The sequence below is a fragment of the Alkalimonas sp. NCh-2 genome, from assembly GCF_039631345.1.
Lineage (GTDB): Bacteria > Pseudomonadota > Gammaproteobacteria > Enterobacterales > Alteromonadaceae > Alkalimonas > Alkalimonas mucilaginosa.
In genome coordinates this window covers 124,158-144,981 of the sequence record NZ_JBDIUV010000006.1, presented here as the reverse complement: position 1 = coordinate 144,981, position 20,824 = coordinate 124,158, and the positions used below count along the sequence as shown (strand labels likewise).

16 protein-coding genes and 2 tRNA genes are annotated in these 20,824 nt (G+C 50.5%); 14 read left to right on the top strand and 4 right to left on the bottom strand.

The features are described 5' to 3' along the window. Position 1 precedes the first annotated feature (1 nt). Together ABC502_RS15055 and glsB are read left to right on the top strand one after the other, a co-directional pair. Entirely contained in the window at positions 2–1,852 is a 1,851-nt protein-coding gene (locus tag ABC502_RS15055) for a DUF885 domain-containing protein (protein WP_345916597.1), read from the top strand. A 67-nt stretch (positions 1,853–1,919) separates the two neighbouring features. Next, positions 1,920–2,858, top strand: a complete 939-nt coding sequence (gene glsB, locus ABC502_RS15050; protein ID WP_330087043.1) for a glutaminase B — start codon at positions 1,920–1,922, stop codon at positions 2,856–2,858. Positions 2,859–2,880: 22 nt separating this feature from the next. Here the strand turns inward: glsB and ABC502_RS15045 are convergent, their stop codons facing one another. Next, positions 2,881–3,477: a hypothetical protein gene (locus ABC502_RS15045; RefSeq protein WP_330087042.1), complete on the bottom strand. Its 597-nt coding sequence runs from the start codon at positions 3,475–3,477 to the stop codon at positions 2,881–2,883. Positions 3,478–3,593: 116 nt separating this feature from the next. Between ABC502_RS15045 and ABC502_RS15040 the strand changes: the two genes are divergently transcribed. The 3 genes from ABC502_RS15040 to ABC502_RS15030 all read left to right on the top strand — a co-directional run bounded on the left by ABC502_RS15040 (position 3,594) and on the right by ABC502_RS15030 (position 7,168). Then, complete coding sequence (locus ABC502_RS15040) at positions 3,594–4,625, top strand: endonuclease/exonuclease/phosphatase family protein (RefSeq protein ID WP_345916473.1); 1,032 nt, start codon at positions 3,594–3,596, stop codon at positions 4,623–4,625. 89 nt (positions 4,626–4,714) lie between these two features. Then, positions 4,715–6,589 carry an acetate--CoA ligase gene (locus ABC502_RS15035; RefSeq protein WP_330087040.1) on the top strand — a complete coding sequence of 625 codons (1,875 nt, stop codon included), beginning with the start codon at positions 4,715–4,717 and terminating at the stop codon, positions 6,587–6,589. Between the two features lie 63 nt (positions 6,590–6,652). Further along, a complete protein-coding gene (locus ABC502_RS15030) occupies positions 6,653–7,168 on the top strand; it encodes a DUF1543 domain-containing protein (protein WP_345916472.1) in 516 nt (171 codons plus the stop codon). Here the strand turns inward: ABC502_RS15030 and ggt are convergent. The 3 genes from ggt to ABC502_RS15015 form a co-directional block, all read right to left on the bottom strand. Continuing rightward, complete coding sequence (gene ggt / locus ABC502_RS15025; protein WP_345916471.1) at positions 7,144–8,841, bottom strand: gamma-glutamyltransferase; 1,698 nt, start codon at positions 8,839–8,841, stop codon at positions 7,144–7,146. The genes ABC502_RS15030 and ggt overlap by 25 nt on opposite strands. Before the next feature lie 305 nt (positions 8,842–9,146). Next, a tRNA-Met gene (locus ABC502_RS15020) sits at positions 9,147–9,223 on the bottom strand. An 85-nt stretch (positions 9,224–9,308) separates the two neighbouring features. Beyond that, positions 9,309–9,385 (bottom strand) — tRNA-Met (locus ABC502_RS15015). Positions 9,386–9,586: 201 nt separating this feature from the next. Here ABC502_RS15015 and rlmKL point away from each other — a divergent pair. The 9 genes from rlmKL to ABC502_RS14970 all read left to right on the top strand — a co-directional run bounded on the left by rlmKL (position 9,587) and on the right by ABC502_RS14970 (position 20,824). Then, positions 9,587–11,701 (top strand): bifunctional 23S rRNA (guanine(2069)-N(7))-methyltransferase RlmK/23S rRNA (guanine(2445)-N(2))-methyltransferase RlmL, encoded by a 2,115-nt coding sequence (gene rlmKL, locus ABC502_RS15010; RefSeq protein WP_345916469.1) that lies wholly within the window; start codon positions 9,587–9,589, stop codon positions 11,699–11,701. After that, positions 11,698–11,943 (top strand): glutaredoxin family protein, encoded by a 246-nt coding sequence (locus ABC502_RS15005; RefSeq protein ID WP_330087036.1) that lies wholly within the window; start codon positions 11,698–11,700, stop codon positions 11,941–11,943. The genes rlmKL and ABC502_RS15005 overlap by 4 nt, the downstream gene beginning before the upstream one ends. Before the next feature lie 2 nt (positions 11,944–11,945). After that, positions 11,946–13,847, top strand: a complete 1,902-nt coding sequence (locus tag ABC502_RS15000) for an ATP-binding cassette domain-containing protein (protein WP_330087035.1) — start codon at positions 11,946–11,948, stop codon at positions 13,845–13,847. Positions 13,848–13,876: 29 nt separating this feature from the next. After that, a complete protein-coding gene (locus ABC502_RS14995) occupies positions 13,877–15,706 on the top strand; it encodes a DUF3466 family protein (RefSeq protein ID WP_345916468.1) in 1,830 nt (609 codons plus the stop codon). 51 nt (positions 15,707–15,757) lie between these two features. Further along, positions 15,758–16,234, top strand: a complete 477-nt coding sequence (locus ABC502_RS14990) for a TlpA disulfide reductase family protein (protein WP_345916467.1) — start codon at positions 15,758–15,760, stop codon at positions 16,232–16,234. 103 nt (positions 16,235–16,337) lie between these two features. Continuing rightward, complete coding sequence (locus ABC502_RS14985) at positions 16,338–17,465, top strand: M14-type cytosolic carboxypeptidase (protein WP_345916466.1); 1,128 nt, start codon at positions 16,338–16,340, stop codon at positions 17,463–17,465. A gap of 51 nt (positions 17,466–17,516) precedes the next feature. Next, positions 17,517–17,849, top strand: a complete 333-nt coding sequence (locus ABC502_RS14980) for a zinc ribbon domain-containing protein (RefSeq protein ID WP_330087031.1) — start codon at positions 17,517–17,519, stop codon at positions 17,847–17,849. Then, a complete protein-coding gene (locus ABC502_RS14975) occupies positions 17,839–18,120 on the top strand; it encodes a DUF1315 family protein (RefSeq protein WP_330087030.1) in 282 nt (93 codons plus the stop codon). The genes ABC502_RS14980 and ABC502_RS14975 overlap by 11 nt, the downstream gene beginning before the upstream one ends. Next, positions 18,107–20,824 carry a DUF349 domain-containing protein gene (locus ABC502_RS14970; protein ID WP_345916464.1) on the top strand — a complete coding sequence of 906 codons (2,718 nt, stop codon included), beginning with the start codon at positions 18,107–18,109 and terminating at the stop codon, positions 20,822–20,824. The genes ABC502_RS14975 and ABC502_RS14970 overlap by 14 nt, the downstream gene beginning before the upstream one ends.

Genomic DNA, 20,824 nt, shown 5'->3' with positions numbered 1-20,824 from the left:
GGTGCGTTATTCCGTTCTTGCTGTTTCACTGTCATTGCTGTTGGCAGGCTGTCAGCCTGCACAGGACCATGCAAGCAGTTTACCTCAACCCATCAGCGCAGAGTTTCAGCAACAAGAAAGTGAGCGATTGACCCGCTGGTTTGATGAAAAGTACGAACAACAGCTGCAACAAAGCCCGCTGATGCTGACCTTTCTTGGCCGCAAAGATCGTCAATTCGAAGTGGATGATATGAGCCTGGCGGCTCAGGATGCCCAACTGGCATGGAAAGCTGCGACGGTAGAAGCATTGCAAAGCCAGTTTGATTACCAGAACCTGACAGAAGAGGCTCAGGATTCTTACGATTTGTGGTTGTATCAATACCAGCAGATGAAAGCGGCCGCAGATTTTCGGCATCACAACTATTTATTCAATCAAATGCAGGGCATGCATAGCTTGCTTCCTCAAATTATGATGAATTTTCATCAGGTGGAAAGCAAAGAAGATATGCTTGCTTATATCCAACGTCTGGAGGGCATTAGTCATGCTCTGGTGCAGTTACTGGAGCAAGCTGAGCAATTTACTGAACAAGGAATCCGGCCACCACGTTTTGCCTATGAGGGCGTGATCGAGCAGGTTGAAAACTTATTGCGTGGCCAGCCTTTCACCCTGGAGTCGGAGCAGGTCGCTCCGCTATGGGAAAATGCCCAACAAAAAATCAGCCAGTTGCAGCAACAACAAGTGGTAAATGATGAGGAAGCAAAAGCGCTGCAACAGCAGGCAAGGGCGGCACTTACTGGCTATTTTCAACCGGCTTATCAGCAGTTGCTCGATTGGTTGCAGCAAGAGGTGGCTTTGGCTGCAGTGAATCCAACAGGCGTTTCCACCCATCCGAATGGCAAGGCTTATTACAACCATATGCTGCAGGTTTCAACCACCACGGAGATGACCGCAGAGCAAATCCATCAACTGGGTTTGCAGGAGGTGGAGCGTCTGACAAAAGAGATGGAAGCCATAAGGCAGCAAGTTGGTTTTGATGGTGATCTGCATCAGTTTTTTGAGTTTATCCGTACCGATGACCAGTTTTTTTATCCAGATACTGATGAAGGACGTCAAGCTTATATTACCGACTCAGAAGCCTTTCTGGCCTTTATTAATGAGCGCTTGCCGGATTATTTTGGCATCCTGCCCAAAGCCGATTTGGTGGTAAAGCGGGTAGAACCTTTCCGTGAGCAAGCCGGTGCGGCACAGCATTATTTCCCTGGCACTCCCGATGGGTCTCGGCCTGGGATCTATTACGCGCACTTGTCGGATATGCGTGCCATGCCAAAAAATGAAATGGAAGCTATTGCTTACCATGAAGGCAACCCTGGGCATCATATGCAAATTTCCATTGCACAGGAGTTGGAGAACATTCCTCGTTTCCGTACCCAAGCCAGCTTTACGGTTTATGTAGAAGGCTGGGCACTTTATTCCGAGCTGCTGGCTAAGGAAATGGGAGCCTACCAGGACCCGTATTCCGACTTTGGCCGGCTGGTAACGGAAATGTGGCGTGCTGTCCGTCTGGTGGTGGATACCGGTCTTCATGCGAAAGGGTGGACAGAGGAAGATGCGATTGGCTACTTCCAACAGTATACACCCATTCCATTGGAGGCTGTGCGCTCGGAAGTTCGGCGTTACCTGGTGATGCCCGGGCAAGCCACCTCTTATAAAATTGGTATGATCCGTATTCAGCAGTTACGCCAGCAGGCAGAGCTAGTACTGGGTGATCGGTTCGATATTCGTGGCTTCCACGACACCATTCTTGGTGGCGGTGCTTTGCCACTGGATTTACTGGAGCGTCGCGTTGAGCGATGGATTGCTGCTCAGCAATAAGCTCCCATCTTAATGCCAGGCCTGTTCGCTATCCAAAGCGCACAGGCCTTATAACACCAGGAAGTACATGGAAGGCACACCAAAACAACCATCCAACTTGTCATTACTGCTGCAAAGCCTGGTTGAACAGGCCAGGCAATTGCCTGAGCAAGGCAAGGTTGCTGATTACATTCCGGCTCTGGCTGCTGTAGCCCCTGAACAAACCGGCATCGCAGTAGCGACCTTAGATGGCCAGCTACACACAGCTGGTGATTCCAGTCAGAACTTTTCCATTCAAAGCGTCTCGAAAATTTTTGGCCTGGTATTGGCCATGAACCGGCTGGAAGAAGAGGTTTGGCAGCGCGTGCATATGGAGCCGTCCGGCCAGCCTTTTAATTCCATTGTGCAATTGGAGTGGGAGCATGGCATACCACGCAATCCCTTTATTAATGCCGGTGCTATTGTGGTGGCCGATATGCTGGTTAGTCACTATTCGGCCAGCAAGGCAGCCTTGTTAAACTTTATTCGTAAACTGGCAGGAACTGAACAAATATGGGCTGACAGTGAGGTTTATCAGTCGGAAAAAGAACACGGTAATCGCAATGCGGCTCTGGCCTACTTGATGAAAAGCTTTGGCAACATCGAAGCGGAAGTGCCGCAGGTGTTGGATCATTACTTTTATCAATGTGCAGTGGAAATGAGTTGTGAGCAACTGGCCAGCAGTCTGGTATTTCTAGCCAATCGCGGCGTACAGCCTGTCACAGAGCAGTTAATATGCAGCCGGCGTGATGCACACCGGGTCAATGCCATTTTATCTACCAGTGGCATGTACGATCAGTCCGGTGAGTTTGCTTTTACCGTAGGCTTGCCGGCGAAAAGTGGGGTAGGTGGTGGTATTGCCGCCATCGTGCCCAATTACGGGGTGATAGCGGCCTGGAGCCCCAGGCTGAACAGCTTTGGCAACTCCTGCCGGGCCATGTTTATGGTAACCCGGCTGGCAGAGCAATTGGGCTTATCTGTGTATTAGCATTAACCTGAAGTTATTGCTGTTACTCGGTACCTTCATAGCCCCAGGGCGTAGGTGGCAGGGCAACTGGCTTGGTTAAATCGAAGTCTACCCGAAGTTCACGGCCTTCACGGGTTAAACGGTAAGCAAAAAACTCACCCGGATAAATGTACATATGCCAGGTATTGCCAACCGATTGAGGGATTCGGCGTCGCAAAAAGTCTTGTTTGGAGAAGTCATCTGCCGGGAATGACTGTGCATGTGGCCAACCCGCATTGATCGTATGACCACCATACATGGTGGCGTTATCCGGCAGCCCTTCTTTGGTTCGGTGATCATGTTTTAATTGGATACCAGAGCCAGTTTTGGTCAGGATCCAGGTGCGAGAATGGTTATCTCCAACGTGAAACGGAATTTCCAGCCGGTCAGCACTGCAGTGACGTACATGCATCACCAGTCGATTCTCGGTGAAGGTTTCAACACCGGTGAAGTTGGCTTCAGTGACCCGACCTTCAAAGGCCTGACCGCAGTAAGCTGCAATGTGGTCAAAAAACTGATCCTGAGCCGGAACCGACACAGTTTGGGCATAAAGCGGGCTGCTGACTACCAGAGCAACACTGAGTGCAAGTCGTTTTACCATGAAAATATTTCCTTTATAGTTATAGTGTCTTTGAGCATGGTACCCAGTCTGTCACAGTGGTGCAAATGCCTTGTCCCGGATCCCGGTGCATTCAACGAACAGGATAACAGTGATTCATGCAGTCGCTTTTTACCTTTAGTATTGCCAGCATTAATTTGCTTAATTACATCGAGCCGCCACTGGCCTGCTATGAGTATGATGCTATTTACAGCAAAGCACAGTGGCAGCAAAAACAGCAATGGTTACAGCGTATTATCGAACAACAACAACCTGACATTATTGGCTTTCAGGAGGTTTTTAGCTGTGAAGCGCTGAAACAACAAGTGCAAGCTTTAGGCTACCCATATTTTGTAGTGGTGCAGCAGCCAGAGCTGGTTGCAGATTACATTTATCATAAACCCGTGGTTGCACTGGCGTCACGTTTTAAAATTAGTTCGTATGCTGCCTTGATGCCGGATACTGCCTTACTAAATGCAGCTGGTTTAAGTGGTATGCAATTTAGCCGTCATCCTCTACGTGCTACCGTACAAGTACCGGATTTTGGTGCCTTGGATTGTTGTGTGGTGCATTTAAAATCGAAGCGATCTCAGTTAGATAGCAGCCTGTTAACCCCTTTGGGTCATGCCTCCCCCCTGCAGGATGCGTTCGGCTATTGGGCCTCGACGGTACAACGAGGCACGGAAGCGCAGTTGTTAGCGCATGCGCTCTGTCTACGTCGGCAACAACACCAACAGCCACTGGTAGTGCTGGGAGATTTGAATGATACGCTGAGTGAGCAATCACCCTTGGCGATTTTACTGCAAGCAGGTCTGCTGTGGCAAAAGCAGGCCAACAGCCAAGCATTGAATCAGCACAGCTTTAACCCAGCCAGATTGCATGATGCTTACTTGCTGGCAAATCAACTGCTTGCAACTACAGCACAACGACCTGCAACCCATTACTATGGCGCAGAGGGGCAGGTGCTCGATTACATTCTGCTGTCGGATGAGTTCGATAGCCATCATCCAGCCTGTCGTGCCGATGTAATGGGGTATCAGACCCTGGATCAACACCTGAGGCGGCCAGATTACAACCAGGATGCCTACAGCAGTGATCATGCACCAGTCTTGGTGCGGATGCGGTTAAAAGACAAACTTCTTCGCCCATAGTCTAAGTTTCAACAAAGCCTTTCTGCAGTACAGTAGTGATCTATTTCCTTACCCTATGTAAGGGCAAATCGTATGAAAGGAGCAGGGCTATGACCAGTTATCAGGCACACTATCAGGCGGCTATGGCCGACCCGGAATCTTTCTGGTTACAGCAGGCGCAGCAACTGCCCTGGTATCAGCTACCGAGCCGGGCTTTAGAGCCTTTATCCGACCATCGTTACCGTTGGTTTGCCGATGGCAAGCTCAATTGCAGCTATCTGGCACTGGATCATCATGTAGCTGCCGGACGGGGAAACCAGCTAGCACTGATTTATGATTCTCCGGTCACCAATACCAGACAAAACTTCAGCTACCAGCTACTACTGCAACAGGTGCAGCAATGTGCCGGAGCTTTACGGCAGCTTGGGGTGGCTAAGGGCGATCGGGTGGTGATTTATATGCCGATGATCCCAGAGGCCGTGATCGCTATGCTGGCTGTGGCGCGACTTGGAGCTATTCACTCGGTGGTTTTTGGAGGCTTTGCTGCGCATGAGCTGGCGGTCCGAATTGATGATGCCACTCCTAAGGTAATTATCAGTGCCAGCTGTGGCATTGAAGTTAATAAAGTCATTGCCTACAAACCACTGCTTGATAAAGCTTTGGCGCAGGCATCGCATCAACCCGTTGCTACGTTAATTGTTCAGCGGGCACAGTTAGCTGCGGCATTGCAACCAGGGAGGGATCATGATTGGCAGCAGGCTTTAGCCACTGCCGAACCGGCGGCTGCGGTCCCGGTCGCAAGCGATGATCCCCTGTATATTTTGTATACTTCTGGTACGACTGGAAAGCCCAAAGGGGTGGTGCGCGATCATGGCGGTTATGCGGTGGCACTGCATTACAGCATGGGTGCTATTTACAATGTGCGGGCCGGCGATGTATTTTTTGCCGCATCCGATGTGGGTTGGGTGGTAGGGCACTCCTACATTGTGTATGGCCCATTGTTTGCTGGCTGCACTACGGTGCTGTATGAAGGTAAGCCGGTAATGACACCCGATGCAGGCTCTTTCTGGCGATTGTGTCAACAGTATCAGGTCAAAGTCCTGTTTGCAGCGCCAACCGCTTTTCGCGCTATTCGCAAAGATGATCCGGAAGCGCAATGGCTGCAACACTACGATATAAGTAGCTTGCAATGCATTTTCATGGCCGGGGAGCGGCTTGATCCTGCAACCTATGATTGGACTGTAGCCAAAACGGGCAAGCCAGTCATTGATCATTGGTGGCAAACCGAAACAGGATGGCCAATTTGTGCCAATTTGATGGGCATTGAGGCTTTGCCGGTCAAGCCCGGCTCTTCTTCGGTGCCGGTGCCTGGTTTTTGCATTGAAGTGCTGGATGATGCTGGCCAGCGGCTGCCTGCCAATCAACAAGGCAATATTGCCATTAAATTGCCATTGCCACCCGGCTGTCTGCAAACCATTTGGAGGAATGAAGCCCGGTTCGAAGCTGGTTATCTCAGCAGTTTTCCGGGGTACTACAGCAGTGGTGATGGTGGTTTTATTGACGACGATGGTTATGTGTTTATCATGGGGCGCACTGACGACGTGATCAATGTAGCTGGCCATCGTTTATCGACCGGTGAGATGGAAGAGATTATTGCCCGGCATCCGGCGGTTGCTGAGTGCTGTGTGATAGGCATTGCCGATGCACTCAAAGGCCAGTTGCCTTTTGGTCTGGTGATGGTAAAAAATGGCAGCACGATTTCGCCTGAGCAATTGGAGCAGGAATTGGTCACCATGGTGCGCGAAGACATCGGTGCTGTGGCCTGTTTTAAGCAAGCCAAAATTGTACAGAAGTTGCCAAAAACCCGCTCTGGCAAAATTCTGCGTAAGGTGTTGCGTGAAATTGCCGATGGTAAAACGCCTCAGGTGCCTTCTACCATTGAAGATCCAAGCTGTCTGGAAGAAATACGCCAGCATTTACCCTAACGGCTAACATTGGCAGGCTTCCCCTTACTGGCTATACTGCCGCAAAAAGGAAGGGGAAGCGCGATGTCGACCGGAGTGGATCTGTTTATGGTGATGCTGGGAGGAAGCCATCCCAAAGCTAACATCGAGTTGCATGATGTTGTTTTTGTGGCAGGCACCGAGCTGGAGCAGTGCTACCCGCAGCTTCAGCGCTTATGGTTTGCTGAGCCTGAGGGCCTGCATATGGATGCCTGGATGCGGGTGCGGGTAGTTGATGGGTATCGGCTGCAACTGGTTTCTGAGCCTGCCCCTCAGCAAAATAAACTGTTCTTTTTAAATCTTGGTGGGTATCACGATGGGGTATTTGGCGAAGACCATCGTTATTTGTTTGTGGTGGCTACAGACAGAGCGGATGCGAAACAAAAGGCCAAAGCCAGGCTGTTGTCAAGTTGGGATAAGCCACATACAGATCGGGTTTTCGAGTTGGATCAATGTCTTGAGATCAGCCAGGTTGGCACATTGCATATTCAACTGGTTGCGACTTCCCAGGCTGATGATCTGCATTTTGAGAATGTTTACATAGTACTGCCGTCCAACTGACTTTGTTGCTCTGTGGCAACAGGCTCAATCAACAGAGCCTTGCCACGACCTCGGGGATCGGCAATGGCTTCGATGCCCCGATCTGTCAGCTGGATCGCCTGAATATCACCCAGGCTCCAGCGCTGCAGATGAAGCTGGTAGCCCATTGCGGACAACTGCTGTTGTACCTCATCACTTAACGGCTGATAAGGTTCCATGGCAAGCTGGTTTTTGGGCAGCAACTGATGATGAAAGCGGGGGGCTGCAACAGCATCCGCCAGTGACATGCCGAAGTCATACAGATTCGTGATCACCTGAAATACCGAGGTGAAAATAGTAGAGCCGCCTGGTGTACCAATTACCAGTCGAATTTCATTATCCTGCACCAGAATACTGGGTGTCATTGACGACAACATTCGCTTGCCAGGTTCGATCGCATTGGCCGCTCCACCGACCACACCGAAGGCATTCGGTACGCCAGGTTTAATGGAAAAATCATCCATTTCATTGTTCAACAGAAAACCTGCGCCTGTTACCACCACACCACTGCCGAAATCAAGGTTCAGGGTGTAGGTGTTGGACACTGCATTACCGGCATGATCGACAATGGAAAAGTGAGTTGTTTGTGCCGATTCGAGCCCCGGCCTGATTTGCTTTGTAGCTGAAATTGCCTGCGGATTGATTTCACTGGCTCGTTGCGCCAGATAGTCTGCTGCCAGCAATTCTTGTTGCGGTACCTTGGTAAAGGCAGGATCACCCAGGTAATCGGCCCGGTCGGCGAAAACCCGCTTGTAAATCTCTGCCAACAGATGCACATAGCCAGCAGAATTGTGTTGCTGTGCTTTAAAATCATCCAGCCGAAGTTGCTTTAAACCAAGCAGTTGACTAAGCGCTATGCCGCCAGAGCTGGGTGGAGCGACCGTGACTAATTGATAATCTCGCCATGGGAAAATAAGCGGCTCTCGCCATACCGCCTGGTACTGTGCCAAATCGTCGGCCGTGATAAAGCCGGCCCCGCGCTGCATTTCAGCCACAATCAGGCTGGCAGTTTCGCCCATGTAAAACTCTGCCGCTCCCTGGTTCGCGATACGGCTCAGGGTGGCGGCCAACTCTGGTTGTTTAAACAAATGACCTGCGGTCATGGCGGCAAAATAATCGGCGAAATTGGTTTTGCCCTGATAGCGCTCCAGTGCGTTACCGCCGTATTGCTGCAGGTTCTCTGGCACAACAAAACCCTGGTTTGCTAAAGCAATGGCAGGTTGCAGCAAATCGGCCCAGGGCAGGGTGCCGAAGCGCTGATGTGCCTGCCACAGTCCCATGACAGTACCAGGAACACCGGAAGCCAGATGACCAATCAGGCTAAGTTCATCAATGACTTGCCGATCTTCATCCAGATACATGTCCCGGCTCGCTTGCAATGGCGCTGTTTCGCGGTAATCCAGGAAATAAGGCTTGCCTTCAAACCAGATCACCATAAAGCCGCCTCCGCCAATATTCCCAGCCTCAGGATAAGTGACGGCCAGTGTAAAAGCGGTTGCTATGGCAGCATCAACTGCATTGCCTCCCTGATGCAGAATAAGTTGGGCTGTTTCAGCGCCATAGCGATCTGGGCTGGCAACTGCGGCTGTGCTGCCATAAGCCAGATTGGTTCCCAGGCAGATACTCAGTACTAGACTCCACCAGCAGCTTCTCATTGTATTCCCCCTTAGGCACCATCTATGAACCGCTCTTGCAGTATTCTAATGTACCACAAAAGATAAACAACGCTGCGTACCAGAGGCAATAGCGGTTATATAGAAGAAGCAAAGGTAATCATAGACACAAAAAACAGCGATTGAAGAGCGAACCGGCAACCTTCGGGTTGCTGAAGTCCAGATACAAAAAAACCAGCACATGGCTGGTTAAGATGTTGGTTGCGAGAGCCGGATTTTCGACCTTCGCCCCACGGTTATAGAGAGGAGCCCGAGGGCGATTCACTATACCATGTTTACAATCAATTTGGTTGCGGGAGCCGGATTTGAACCGACGACCTTCGGGTTATGAGCCCGACGAGCTACCAGGCTGCTCCATCCCGCGTCCGTGAATTATCCCCGAGCAGTAGAGATAATTGGTTGATTTGCAAGACGTTAATTGATGACCTCTGGAATAAGTTGGTCACAATTGGTTGCGGGAGCCGGATTTGAACCGACGACCTTCGGGTTATGAGCCCGACGAGCTACCAGGCTGCTCCATCCCGCGTCCGTCATTGCGGGGCGAATGATAGGGGGTTTTTGGTAACTACGCAAGCACCAATTTAATCGATGGCAATCGTTTGCTGCTTTATTCGGCATCTGCTGCTAAAAGCCACTGCAAAGGTAACAAAGATTCACCCCTTCAGGCGCGTCTTCGGGGTTCGCTTCTGATATACTAGCCATCGATTTTTTTCATGGCAGTCAAAGCATGCTGGAATTTTGGGCATTAACCTCCAAAGGTGTGGAGGAATTACTGGCGGATGAGATCCGTCAGCATCAGGGCGAAGTGGTTAAGATAACCATGGGTGTTGTTCGGTTTAAAGCTGACTTAAAAACGGCCTATCAGCTGTGTTTGTGGTCGCGGTTGGCTACCCGCATTTTACGGCACCTGCATACCGAAATGGTGGATAACAGCGCCGATCTGTATCAGGTTGCCAGCCAGTTGAACTGGACTGAACTAATGTCGGTGCAACAATCCATTGCCATTGACTGCGTGGGCAAGCACCCAACCATCGATAATACCCAGTTTGGTGCCTTGCGAGTAAAAGATGCCATTGTCGATCAGTTTCGCCGTGAAACCAATGAGCGGCCCAATGTAGATAGGCAACAGCCAGATGTGCGCTTTCAGGTGCGTATCAGCAACAAAGCCTTTCATTTCTTGCAGGACTTCTCCGGTCCATCGTTGCATCAGCGCGGTTACCGTTTTGGCCAGGGCGAAGCGCCACTGAAAGAGCATTTGGCTGCTGCCCTGGTATTGCGCTCCGGCTGGAAGCATGATCAGGTGCTGTTTGATCCCTTCTGTGGCAGCGGTACCTTATTGATTGAAGCTGCGCTTATTGCTACCAACAGGGCACCGGGCTTACAGCGGCAGCACTTTGCTTTTGAAGGCTGGCCCGGCCATCGGCCGGCACTGTGGCAAAGCCTGCGTAAAGAGGCGTTGGCCGCTAAAACAGAACTGGCCACTGGCCTGCTGTATGGGCTGGATAAAGATCCGCAGGTGCTGCAAAAATCGTTGCGCAATGCCAGCAATGCCGGTGTGGCTGAGTTGATTACTTTTATGGAAGGCGATGCCACGGCACTGGATGTCGCCGTATCCAAAGAGCCAGGGGTAATTGTCACCAATCCGCCTTATGGCGAGCGGCTGGGGGACTTACCGGCGCTGATCCCACTCTATACCCGTTTTTCGGTGGCGTTAAAGCAGCATTATGTGGGCTGGCGGCTGGCGATCATTACCTCCAATCAGGATTTACTGCGGGCCCTGAAGCTGGCACGCAGCAAAAGCTACCAGTTTAGTAATGGCCCACTCGATTGCGAGTTCAGCCTGTTTGAACTGACTGAAAAACAGGTGCAAAGCCGCAATGTCGAAGCGCCGGCGTTATTTTTCAGCGAAAGCAGCTCTTTTGGCAACCGGCTTACTAAAAACCGTAAGCAGCTAAAAAAGTGGGCTGAGCGGGAAAATATCCGTTGCTACCGGCTGTACGATGCCGATATTCCGGAATACAACGTGGCGGTCGACTGGTACGACGGAGAAGTGGTGGTGCATGAATACGCACCGCCAGCCTCAGTGAATGAGGACTTGGCGCAAAAGCGTTTGTTCGATGTGGTGAATCAGGTACCGCAGGTACTTGGCATTAAGCCGGAACAAATGGTGTTGAAGGTACGGGAGCGGCAAAAAGGCACCAAACAGTATCAGGCCTTGCAACAGCAAGGCCAGTACAAAGAAGTGCAGGAGTACGGTGCCAAACTCTGGGTGAATCTGCGTGATTATCTGGATACGGGCTTGTTTTTGGACCACCGCATTACCCGCAAGCGCATTCAGCAGATGGCCCAAGGCAAGTCGGTACTGAATCTATTTGCCTACACCGGTACTGCATCGGTGCACGCGGCTATTGGTGGCGCGAGCTCGGTCACTACCGTGGATATGTCCAATACCTATCTGGATTGGGCGAAGCGCAACTTTTTACTGAATGGTTTGCACGGTCATCAGTACCAGTTTGAGCAAGCCGATTGTTTGCAGTGGCTTACCCGTTGCCAGCAGCAATACGATCTGATTTTTGTCGATCCTCCGACATTTTCAAACTCCAAGCGGATGCAGGATAGTTGGGATGTGCAGCGCGATCATGTCAAACTGCTGGAGCTTATCAAATACCGGCTGAAAGATGGCGGTGTGGTTATTTTCTCCAACAACAAGCGCCGCTTTAAATTGGATTATCAGGCGCTTGAAGCCGATGGTTGGCAGGTGAAAGATATTTCGGCGGCAACCTTGCCGGAAGACTTTAAACGCAATCCGCACATTCATGTCTGTTTTGAGTTGAACCGATGACTGCACGGTTTGAACTCTTCAGCACCTGGGGCTGTCATCTGTGTGAGCAAGCAGAGCAGATGCTACTGGATGCAGGCTTAGCCGGCCAGTATCAGGTGCTGGATATCGTGGATCACGAGCACTTATTTGAGCAATACCGGGCTCTGATCCCAGTCGTGGCCTGCCGTAACAACAAGGCCACACTGGGCTGGCCCTTTGATCAGGCGCAACTGATGGCCTGGCTGCAACAACAGGAACAATAACGGTGGAAGTATTACGTTTTCAGCAGGCCTGTCTGGCCTTTGGTACCCATCCGGTACTGGATAAGGTGGATTTTAGCTTATTCAGTGGCGAGCGCGTCTGCCTGGTCGGGCGCAATGGCGCCGGCAAATCGACCTTTTTAAAAGTGCTGACCGGCCAGCAAAGTCTGGATGACGGCCAGGTGGTACTGCCAACCGGTGTGGTACTAAGCAGGCTGGAGCAAGATCCACCTGCTAAAATGGACACCCGCATTGCCGATTTTATCCGGGAAGGTGCCGGCGATTTAGCCGATAAGCTGCAGCAGTTTTATCAACTATCGGAAGCGCTCGATGCCGAAAATCCCCAGCAAATGCGTTTGTTCGAGCAGCTACAGGCTGAGCTCGATAGCCGCGATGGTTGGTCCTTAGAAGCACGCGTAACCGCACTCTGTCAGCAGTTTGCGATGGATCCCGAAGCCAACCTGGCATCACTTTCCGGTGGCTGGCTGCGTAAAGCCGCGCTGGCAAGAGCCTTGGTGGCTAAGCCTGATATCTTGTTGCTGGATGAGCCAACCAACCATCTGGATATCGCTGCCATACAGTGGTTGGAAGGTTTTTTAAAAGAGTTTAAAGGTGCCATTATTTTTATCTCGCACGACCGGGCTTTTATCCGCGCTTTAGCTACCCGTATCATAGATTTAGATCGTGGCCAGCTCACTTCACATCCCGGTGATTACCAACAGTACCTGGATCGTAAGCAAAAAATTCTCGAAGATGAGCAGCAACACAATGCACTGTTCGATAAAAAGCTGGCCGAAGAAGAGGTCTGGATCCGCCAGGGCATCAAAGCCCGCCGCACCCGCAACGAAGGCCGGGTACGGGCGCTGAAGGCGTTGCGTAAAGAGCGGGCTGCCCGGGTAGAAAGCTTAGGCAAAGTCGAGTTTGCTATCGAGCAGGCCGATCGCTCTGGCAAACTGGTGTTTGAAACCAAGCAGATTAGCCATAGCTTTGGTGGTGAGCCGCTGTTAAAAGATTTGGACTTACTGGTTATGAGAGGTGACCGGCTTGCCTTGATTGGTCCTAATGGGGTTGGTAAGTCAACGTTAATAAAACTGCTACTGGGCGAGTTGGAGCCGGAGCAAGGCAGCATCAAACGGGGTTCTAACCTTGAGGTAGCTTATTTCGACCAGCACCGCCAGGCACTGGATCTGGATGCGACCGTGCAGGACAATGTGGCAGATGGCCGGCAAGAAGTGATGCAAAATGGCCAAAGCCGCCATGTCCTCAGTTATCTGCAGGACTTTTTATTTCCACCAGCCAGAAGCCGTACGCCGGTTAGGGCATTATCTGGTGGCGAAAAAAACCGCCTGCTGCTGGCGCGCTTGTTTGCCAAGCCCAGTAACTTGCTGATCCTGGATGAGCCTACCAACGACCTGGATGTGGAAACCCTGGAGCTGCTGGAAGATATTTTACAGCAGTATCAAGGCACTGTTATTCTGGTCAGCCATGACCGGGAGTTTGTCAATAATACCGTCACCAGTAGTTTGTTGTTTGCTGGTCGTGCTACCATCGTGGATATTACCGGTGGCTACGATGATGTGGTACGCTGGCAGGCGCAGTTCGCCGAAGAGCCGGTAAAACCTGCCAAATCATCAGTGACGCCAGAGCCTGCGCCTGTTAGCAACAGCAGCAAAGTCACCACAAGCACAGAACGTAAGTTATCCTTTAAGGAAAAACGCGAGTTGGAACAATTGCCTGCCTTGATTGAAACCTTGGAAACTCAGCTGGCAGCTTTGCAACAACAAGTCAATGCACCGGAATTCTTTGCCAGCCCGATCGAGCAAACACAAGCGGTGTTGAACCAACTTGCTGAAGTTGAGTCGAAGTTGGCGCACGCGTACGAGCGTTGGGAAATTTTAGAAGCATAATAAACAGACGTATTTATAGGGGTTTTTGAATGAAATTATCACCCATCAGCCTGGCCATGGTGCCTTTTTTAACTGCCATGAGTGCTTCAGCTGCAGTGTACCAGGTGGTTGACTTAGGCGAAGTTGTCGATGCGCGTGCAACCTATGCAAACTCGGTGAATGATCAAGGTGTCTCTGTCCTGAATGGCCGTGAGTTGTACTCGGTGGATATAGACATCAGTCGGATAGACTTTGATAAAGAAGTGTTTGAAAACGTGTTTACTGAAGATCAGTTGGCAGAGTTGAAAAATGGCGAGTTGACGGCAACCACCCATGGTCTTTTGTATTCTTTTTTGTCAGGCTGGCCAAACAGCTACAACAACATCCATACCTCTTTAAGCGCCCGAGTTGCCAATTTAGTGGATCGTTATGAGTTTCAACCGGTGAGTACGGTAGCAGCCTCTATTGAGCAAGGGCAAGGGGTTCAGCCGCTGCGCTTTTTAACCACGGACACTCAGATTGGTAATAATGAGCAGGTATTGGGGCAAAATAATCGCAATATGCAGGTTGGTTATGCGACGCCCACCTTTGAGTACACAGCCTTTACCCGCACGACAGACCCTGAAAGTGTTGAAGAAGGCAGCGAAGTGCCTGAACCAACAGAGCATATGATTTGGCGTCCTGTTGGCGCGCAACAACTGGGCGTGGTTCGGATAGGGAATGAAGTTCTCACTCTGACACCGGTATACTCTGAGTATGGCGGTGGTACAAGCATTGCTCAGGCAATTAGTGATGAAGGTTTAATTATTGGCGTCGGTAGTGTCGATATCAGTGAAAGCTTCATCACTTTAGTTGAAGATAACTGCGGTGGTTTTTCAGCTCCAGTCGAAAACTGTCTGCACTATCTTCACACTATAGCTGATGGCTATGTAAGCCGTGCTATGGTATGGCAACTCAATGATGATAATAGCGTTTCTTCGCCACAAATACTTGGTTTTCTGGGGGATAAAGGCAGTAATGAACCGCATCCGGAGACTGAGTTACCAGACGTGCCTTACAGCAGTTTGGCCAATGCAGTGAACAATCAGGGCATTATTGTGGGCATTTCAACCTACTCCGACTCCAGCGACATTATTCGAACGGAACGGATTGACCCTTGGACTGGTCAGCGCATAACCCAGGAAAACATATATGCCAGCAACCGGGCTTCCATCTTTATTGGTGATGAAGTACACCCGATATTTCCGGAAACTGACCGTGAATGGTTGGCAAGCAATGCGACGGCAATTAACAATAACAACATTATTGCTGGCTTCGCAACCAGGTTTATTACGGGCCAGCAGCGTAACCGCATGTTTTATTACGATTACAATTCCGCTGAACTGGTGTTCCCGGAGGATTTCTTTGTTACTGCCAACACCATACCACGCGCTATCAATGATCAAGGCGTGATTGTCGGCCGGACGGAGGTGGTTATTTCTTCGGCCAAACGGCAGCGGGCTTTTATGTACAGCATTGATGATGGCAGCTTTATTGATTTAAACACTTACCTTGCATGCGATAGCGATTATACGCTAGTCGATGCAACCAGCATCAATAATAACAATGAAATTCTGGCTACCGCGGTGACTGAAGTACCCCTGCGTAACTCTTGGGGGGAAGTCTTAACGGATGAGGATGGCAACCCGCGAACTGAGTTCCAGGCCAGAGCGGTCAAGTTAACCCCGATTGCCAATGGTACTCCCAGCGAGTGTGGTGGCGTGGATGAGTCGACCTATGAGCGTAAAAGTGCCACCAGTTCGCTGTGGTCTGCTCTTGGGTTATCGTTACTGTTATTGATGCGTCTGCGCACAGGGCGTTCGCAGCGTAAAGCTCACTAATTAAGTGACCAGCCCTAGTCCGCTGTGGCGGGCTAGGGCAGTAAGTAGGTTATGACTCGATCTCTATTACTGCATCTGATAGCTGTCGTTCTGACAGTGCAAGCAGTATCCTGGTTCCGGGAGCGTTCTTTGCTGCCGACAGAGACCATGGCACCAATGTTTTATCACAGCACTCTTCAGCACGGCTGGCTGAGTCGGGATGATCTGCAGGGAAAACCCACTGTACTCTATTTTTTTGCTCCCTGGTGCAGCGTTTGCAAATACAGCATGCCCAATCTCGAAGCGATGCAGCGTGATGGCTGGAACATTGTGGCCGTGGCATTAAGCTATGAAGATCGGTCGGAAGTGGAAGCTTTTGTGGCAGACTTAGCGCTCAGTATGCCGGTTGTGCTGGGCAATGATCAATTGGCCCAAGATTACCAGATCAAGGGATTCCCTACTTACTATGTATTGGATAGCGAAGCCAGGGTGCAGCGCAAGTCGTTGGGATGGAGCAGCAGGCTTGGTCTTGAGCTCAGAGTGCGCTGAGATTTTTTATAGCACAACTTTATGGTACCCTTAGCATCATAAAAGCTACAGCATAAATAGCAGTAAGCTGCTTGCTTACTTCACGACAACCACGGAAACCTGTATGAAAATTACCGCTCAATTCGACAGTGGCAATATTGATGTGATTAGTGCCACCGATCCAACCGATATCCGCCTTGAAATTCGCAAAGATAACCAATCCGATTTCTATCAGTGGTTTCATTTCCGTTTGCACACACCGCACATTGAAGCACATACCATCAAAATCACCAATGTGAATGGCTCAGCTTACCCAGATGGCTGGAAAGGCTATCAGGCGGTTGCTTCTTACGATCGCCAAACCTGGTTTCGGGTTGATACTGAATACAATGGCCAGGAGTTGGTGATTACCCACTACCCGGAAGCTGAGTCGATTTATTTTGCCTACTTTGCTCCCTACAGTTACGAGCAGCATCTGGATTTATTGCAACAAGCTCAGTTTCATGAGCGTTGCCAACTGGTTGAGCTGGGTGAAACGCTGGATGGGCGTGATATGAGCCTGCTGGTCATTGGTGAACCAGATGATAGTAAGCGCAAAATTTGGATCACAGCCCGTCAGCATCCGGGCGAAACCATGGCCGAGTGGTATGTGGAAGGTTTGCTTGATCGCCTGCTGGATGATGACGACGCTGTCGCTCGGAGTGTGCTGGATAAAGCTGTATTCTATGTCGTGCCAAATATGAACCCGGATGGTGCTGTGCGTGGTCACTTACGTACCAACGCTGTTGGCGTGAACCTGAACCGTGAATGGCAGTCACCTTCTATGGCGCAAAGCCCGGAGGTTTATCTGGTGCGGGAAAAAATGCTTGAGCTGGGCGTTGATATGTTCCTGGATGTGCATGGTGATGAAAATATTCCTTACAATTTCCTCGCCGGCAGTGAAGGGGTGCCTTGCTTTGATGAGCGTATGGGCAAGCTGGAGCAAAACTTTCGGCAGTACCTGCTTATGGCATCGCCAGAGTTCCAAAATGAGCATGGTTACCAGGTAGATGCACCGGGTACAGCCAATATGACAGTGGCGTCCAATTGGGTTGCCGAGCAGTTTAACTGCATGGCCTTTACCCTGGAAATGCCATTCAAAGACAACGACAAGCTACCGGATGAATTGTATGGCTGGAGCGATGTGCGCTCGATGAAGTTTGGTGCAGACAGTCTGACCGCCGTACTGGCGATTGTGGATCAATTGCGTTGATTGAAACTAGGCCAGCTGCAGTTGCAACTGGCCTTTACAAAAGGGGAGTTCATGGCCATTATCAGTTGCCCGTCCTGCGGGCAGAAAGTATCCGATAAGGCACCAGGTTGCCCTAAATGTGGTGCTGCCATAGCCGGGCTGGACAAAGAAAAACTGGCTGTGATGGAGCGCGATCGACGTTTAAACCTGAGTCAGTCCTTGATGACCCAATCGATGATTGCAATGGTGTTGTTTCTGGCGGGTTTCTTTTTTTATTGGCAACTGCCGCCTTATGGTTGGAAGTATTACGCGGCTATAGCAGCCATTGGCGTTGGTTTTATCTGGTATCTGGTAAACCGGGTGCGGATAATGATGTTAAAGCGAAAATCTAAACATGGATTTTGACTCTCTTGTTAGTGCACTCTCGCCGGAAACCTATGAAAAGCTGGCAGAGGCCGTAGCGACCGGTCGTTGGGCTGATGGCAGTCTCTTATCGGAGCAGCAGCGTGCACACAGCATGCAGTTGGTGCTGGCCTATCAGGCCAAAGTACTAAAAAGCAACGAACCTTTCACCATTGGAGCCGATGGCCAGATGGTGCAAAAAAGCAAAGCCGAGATGAAAGCATCCTGGCAAATGCAAACTCCTATTGCACGGTTTAACCATGATGATCTTTAAACGCCTGCTGCAGCCCAAATGGCAGCACCCGGATAGCGCAAAGCGCATAGAAGCCATTCAGCAACTGGTTGCAGAGCAAAGTGATTACAAAAAAATCCTGCACGAGCTGGCATTTAATGATGGTAGCTCCAAAGTGCGTCAGGCGGCTCTTGAAAAACTGAATGACTTTTCTTTATGGTGGCAAGCCAGCAAAAAAGAAGCATCCGAGCGATTGAGGCTGGAAGCCGAAAATCGGGTGGTTCAGATGGTGATCACCAATCAAATTTCGTTGCGGTTAAAACAACAATTTATTGAGCAGTGTCAGCGCAGCAGTGTGCTGGAGCAAATTTTGCGGATGGAGCAAGACAGCGATATTAAACTTAATTTGTTGCAGCGGTTGAACAAACAAGAGCTGTACTGTGCCGCGTTGCATGATGAAACGCTTGCACTGACTGCCCGCCAGAATCTGCTGTCATGCATTCAGGACGATAAAGAGTTGGAGCGCTTGCATAAGTCGCTGCAACCTGAGCTTGCAGAGCTAGTGGCACAATTGCTGTCAAAGCGGCAGCAACAAAGAGAATTGCCTGCCAAGCTGCGCAAACAAGCCAGCCTGATTGTATCCAAAATAAATGCATTAAAAGATCGCAACCCACCAGACAGTGAGTCGCGTTTTAGGCAGTACCAGCAGGAGTGGCTTGAGCTTACCGATGCATTGCGAAGTCTGGATGACTGGCCGGCGTTGGAAGAAAAATATCAACAACTGCAATCTTCGGTGCAGGCGTTTTTCGCCAGCAGCTGGCAGCAGGCAAAACAACAACAGGCGGCTGAAGATAAGCAGCAACAGCAGCAACTGCTCAGTTCGGGGATCCGCAAAGCCATCGCAGCACTGGAAATCGATTTACGTCAAAGCCTGGCAAATACCAACTTGCAACAAGCCGAGCAACTGCAGAGCCAGTTTTATGCTTTGCAAGAGCAACTGCAACAGGCTGAGTTAGCTGCTGCTGAACAATTGGCGTTACAAGAGACGCTGGCAAAGCTCGAGCAGCAGCTGGTTGATTTGCCCAGGGTGGCCTTGCGATTTGGTCAGGCTGAGCAATGGTTGCAACAGTGGCGGGAGGAAAACTTACCGAGCCAGGTTGCTGATATTGCCAAGGCAAAACAACAGCTACAAGATTGGCAGCAATGTTGGCAACAGCTGTCAGCAGATTTGTCCCTGCCACTACCGAGTGAATTAAACCAGTCTTTTGCAGTGCTGTCAGAGCAGTGGCAATCCAGGCTGGAATCGCTGGAACGTACTTCGCAGCAACCCTATCGTCAGTGCCGCAGCAAATTGCACGAGTTTAAACGCTTGCATCAGGCCGGTAAATTTAAGGTGCTTTTTGGCCTTTTTAAGGGCATTGAACAGGACTACCAGCAATTGCTGCCGGAGCAGCAGCAACAACTGGATACTTTGTACCAACAGGCCCGGCAGCAACTGGAAGCGCTGAGTGACTTACAAGCTTTTATTGCCACGCCGCGCAAGCAGCAGTTGCTGCAGCAAATGCAGCAACTGGCTGAAGAGCCTATGCTGGATGCTTCCCAGCGTTCTGCTGAAGTAAAAAGAGCCCGCTCAGATTGGCTGTCACTTGGCAAGGTGAAAGAGGATGAAGCGGCAAACTGGCAGCAGCTCTTTGATGATGCCTGTGAGCGTGCTTTTGCTCCTTGCCGCGCATTTTTTGCTACGCAGCAAGCTGAGCGCGAACATAACTTAAAACAAAAGCAAGCCTTGCTGAGCCGGCTGCAACAGCTAGCCGCCGCAGACGATAGTAAAGATCTGGCGCAGACTCTACAGCAATTACAGCAAGAATGGCAGCGTGTTGGTCAGGTGCCCAAAGAGGCTTTTACCGCGCTGCAACATAGCTATCAGCAACAGTGCCGGGAGCTATGGCAGCGGGTGAAACACCAGCAAGCCGGTTATGCTGCCAGTAAGCAGCAACTGATTGCAGAAGTGAAGGCTGCGATGCAATTAAGTGATACCGGTCAGGCGGCGGCTATTTTGAAGCAATGCCAGTTGCAATGGAAACAGATCCCTTTTGCCGGCAAAACGCAGGATACTGAATTATGGCGTGCGTTCCGTGCGCTGTGTGATGATTTCTTTGCCAAACGAAAGTCGGAACATCAGGAGTTGCAACAGCAACGGCAGCAAGAGCAGCAGCAATGCCAACAACAGCTAACGGCATGTGAGCATGAGCTACAGCAAAGTGAACAGCCGCAGCAACTCAGTGTTATACGGCAACAGTTGCTGGCGTTGGATTTAAGCAGTTTTGCTTCCCTCAGCCGTATGCGGCAGCAGTTGCTGGAACAGTTGGAGCAAAAGCAACAACAGTTTGTCCAACATGAACAACAGCAATGGTACCATCAGTTGTTTACTGCCTTGCAAAGCGGTGCAAGCATGGAGTCACTCCCTGGTTATTGGCGTGATGCTTTGGCGCAGCAAGCTGATAACATGAGCAGAGCAGATCTCACCATCATACTTGAGCTGGTATCTACCGGACAGGTTCAGGATGCCACGGTCCCAGCACAGCATATTTCGGCATTAAAATTACAGTTGTTGGCTGAAAAGCACAATCAAAGTAGTAATTTAACCAAAGAAAATTTGCTCAAGCGCTGGTTAAGTCATGGTACTTTGCAACCGGATGAGACGGCTTTGCTTAGCCGGGTGGCGGCACTGTTTACGGCATCCTGA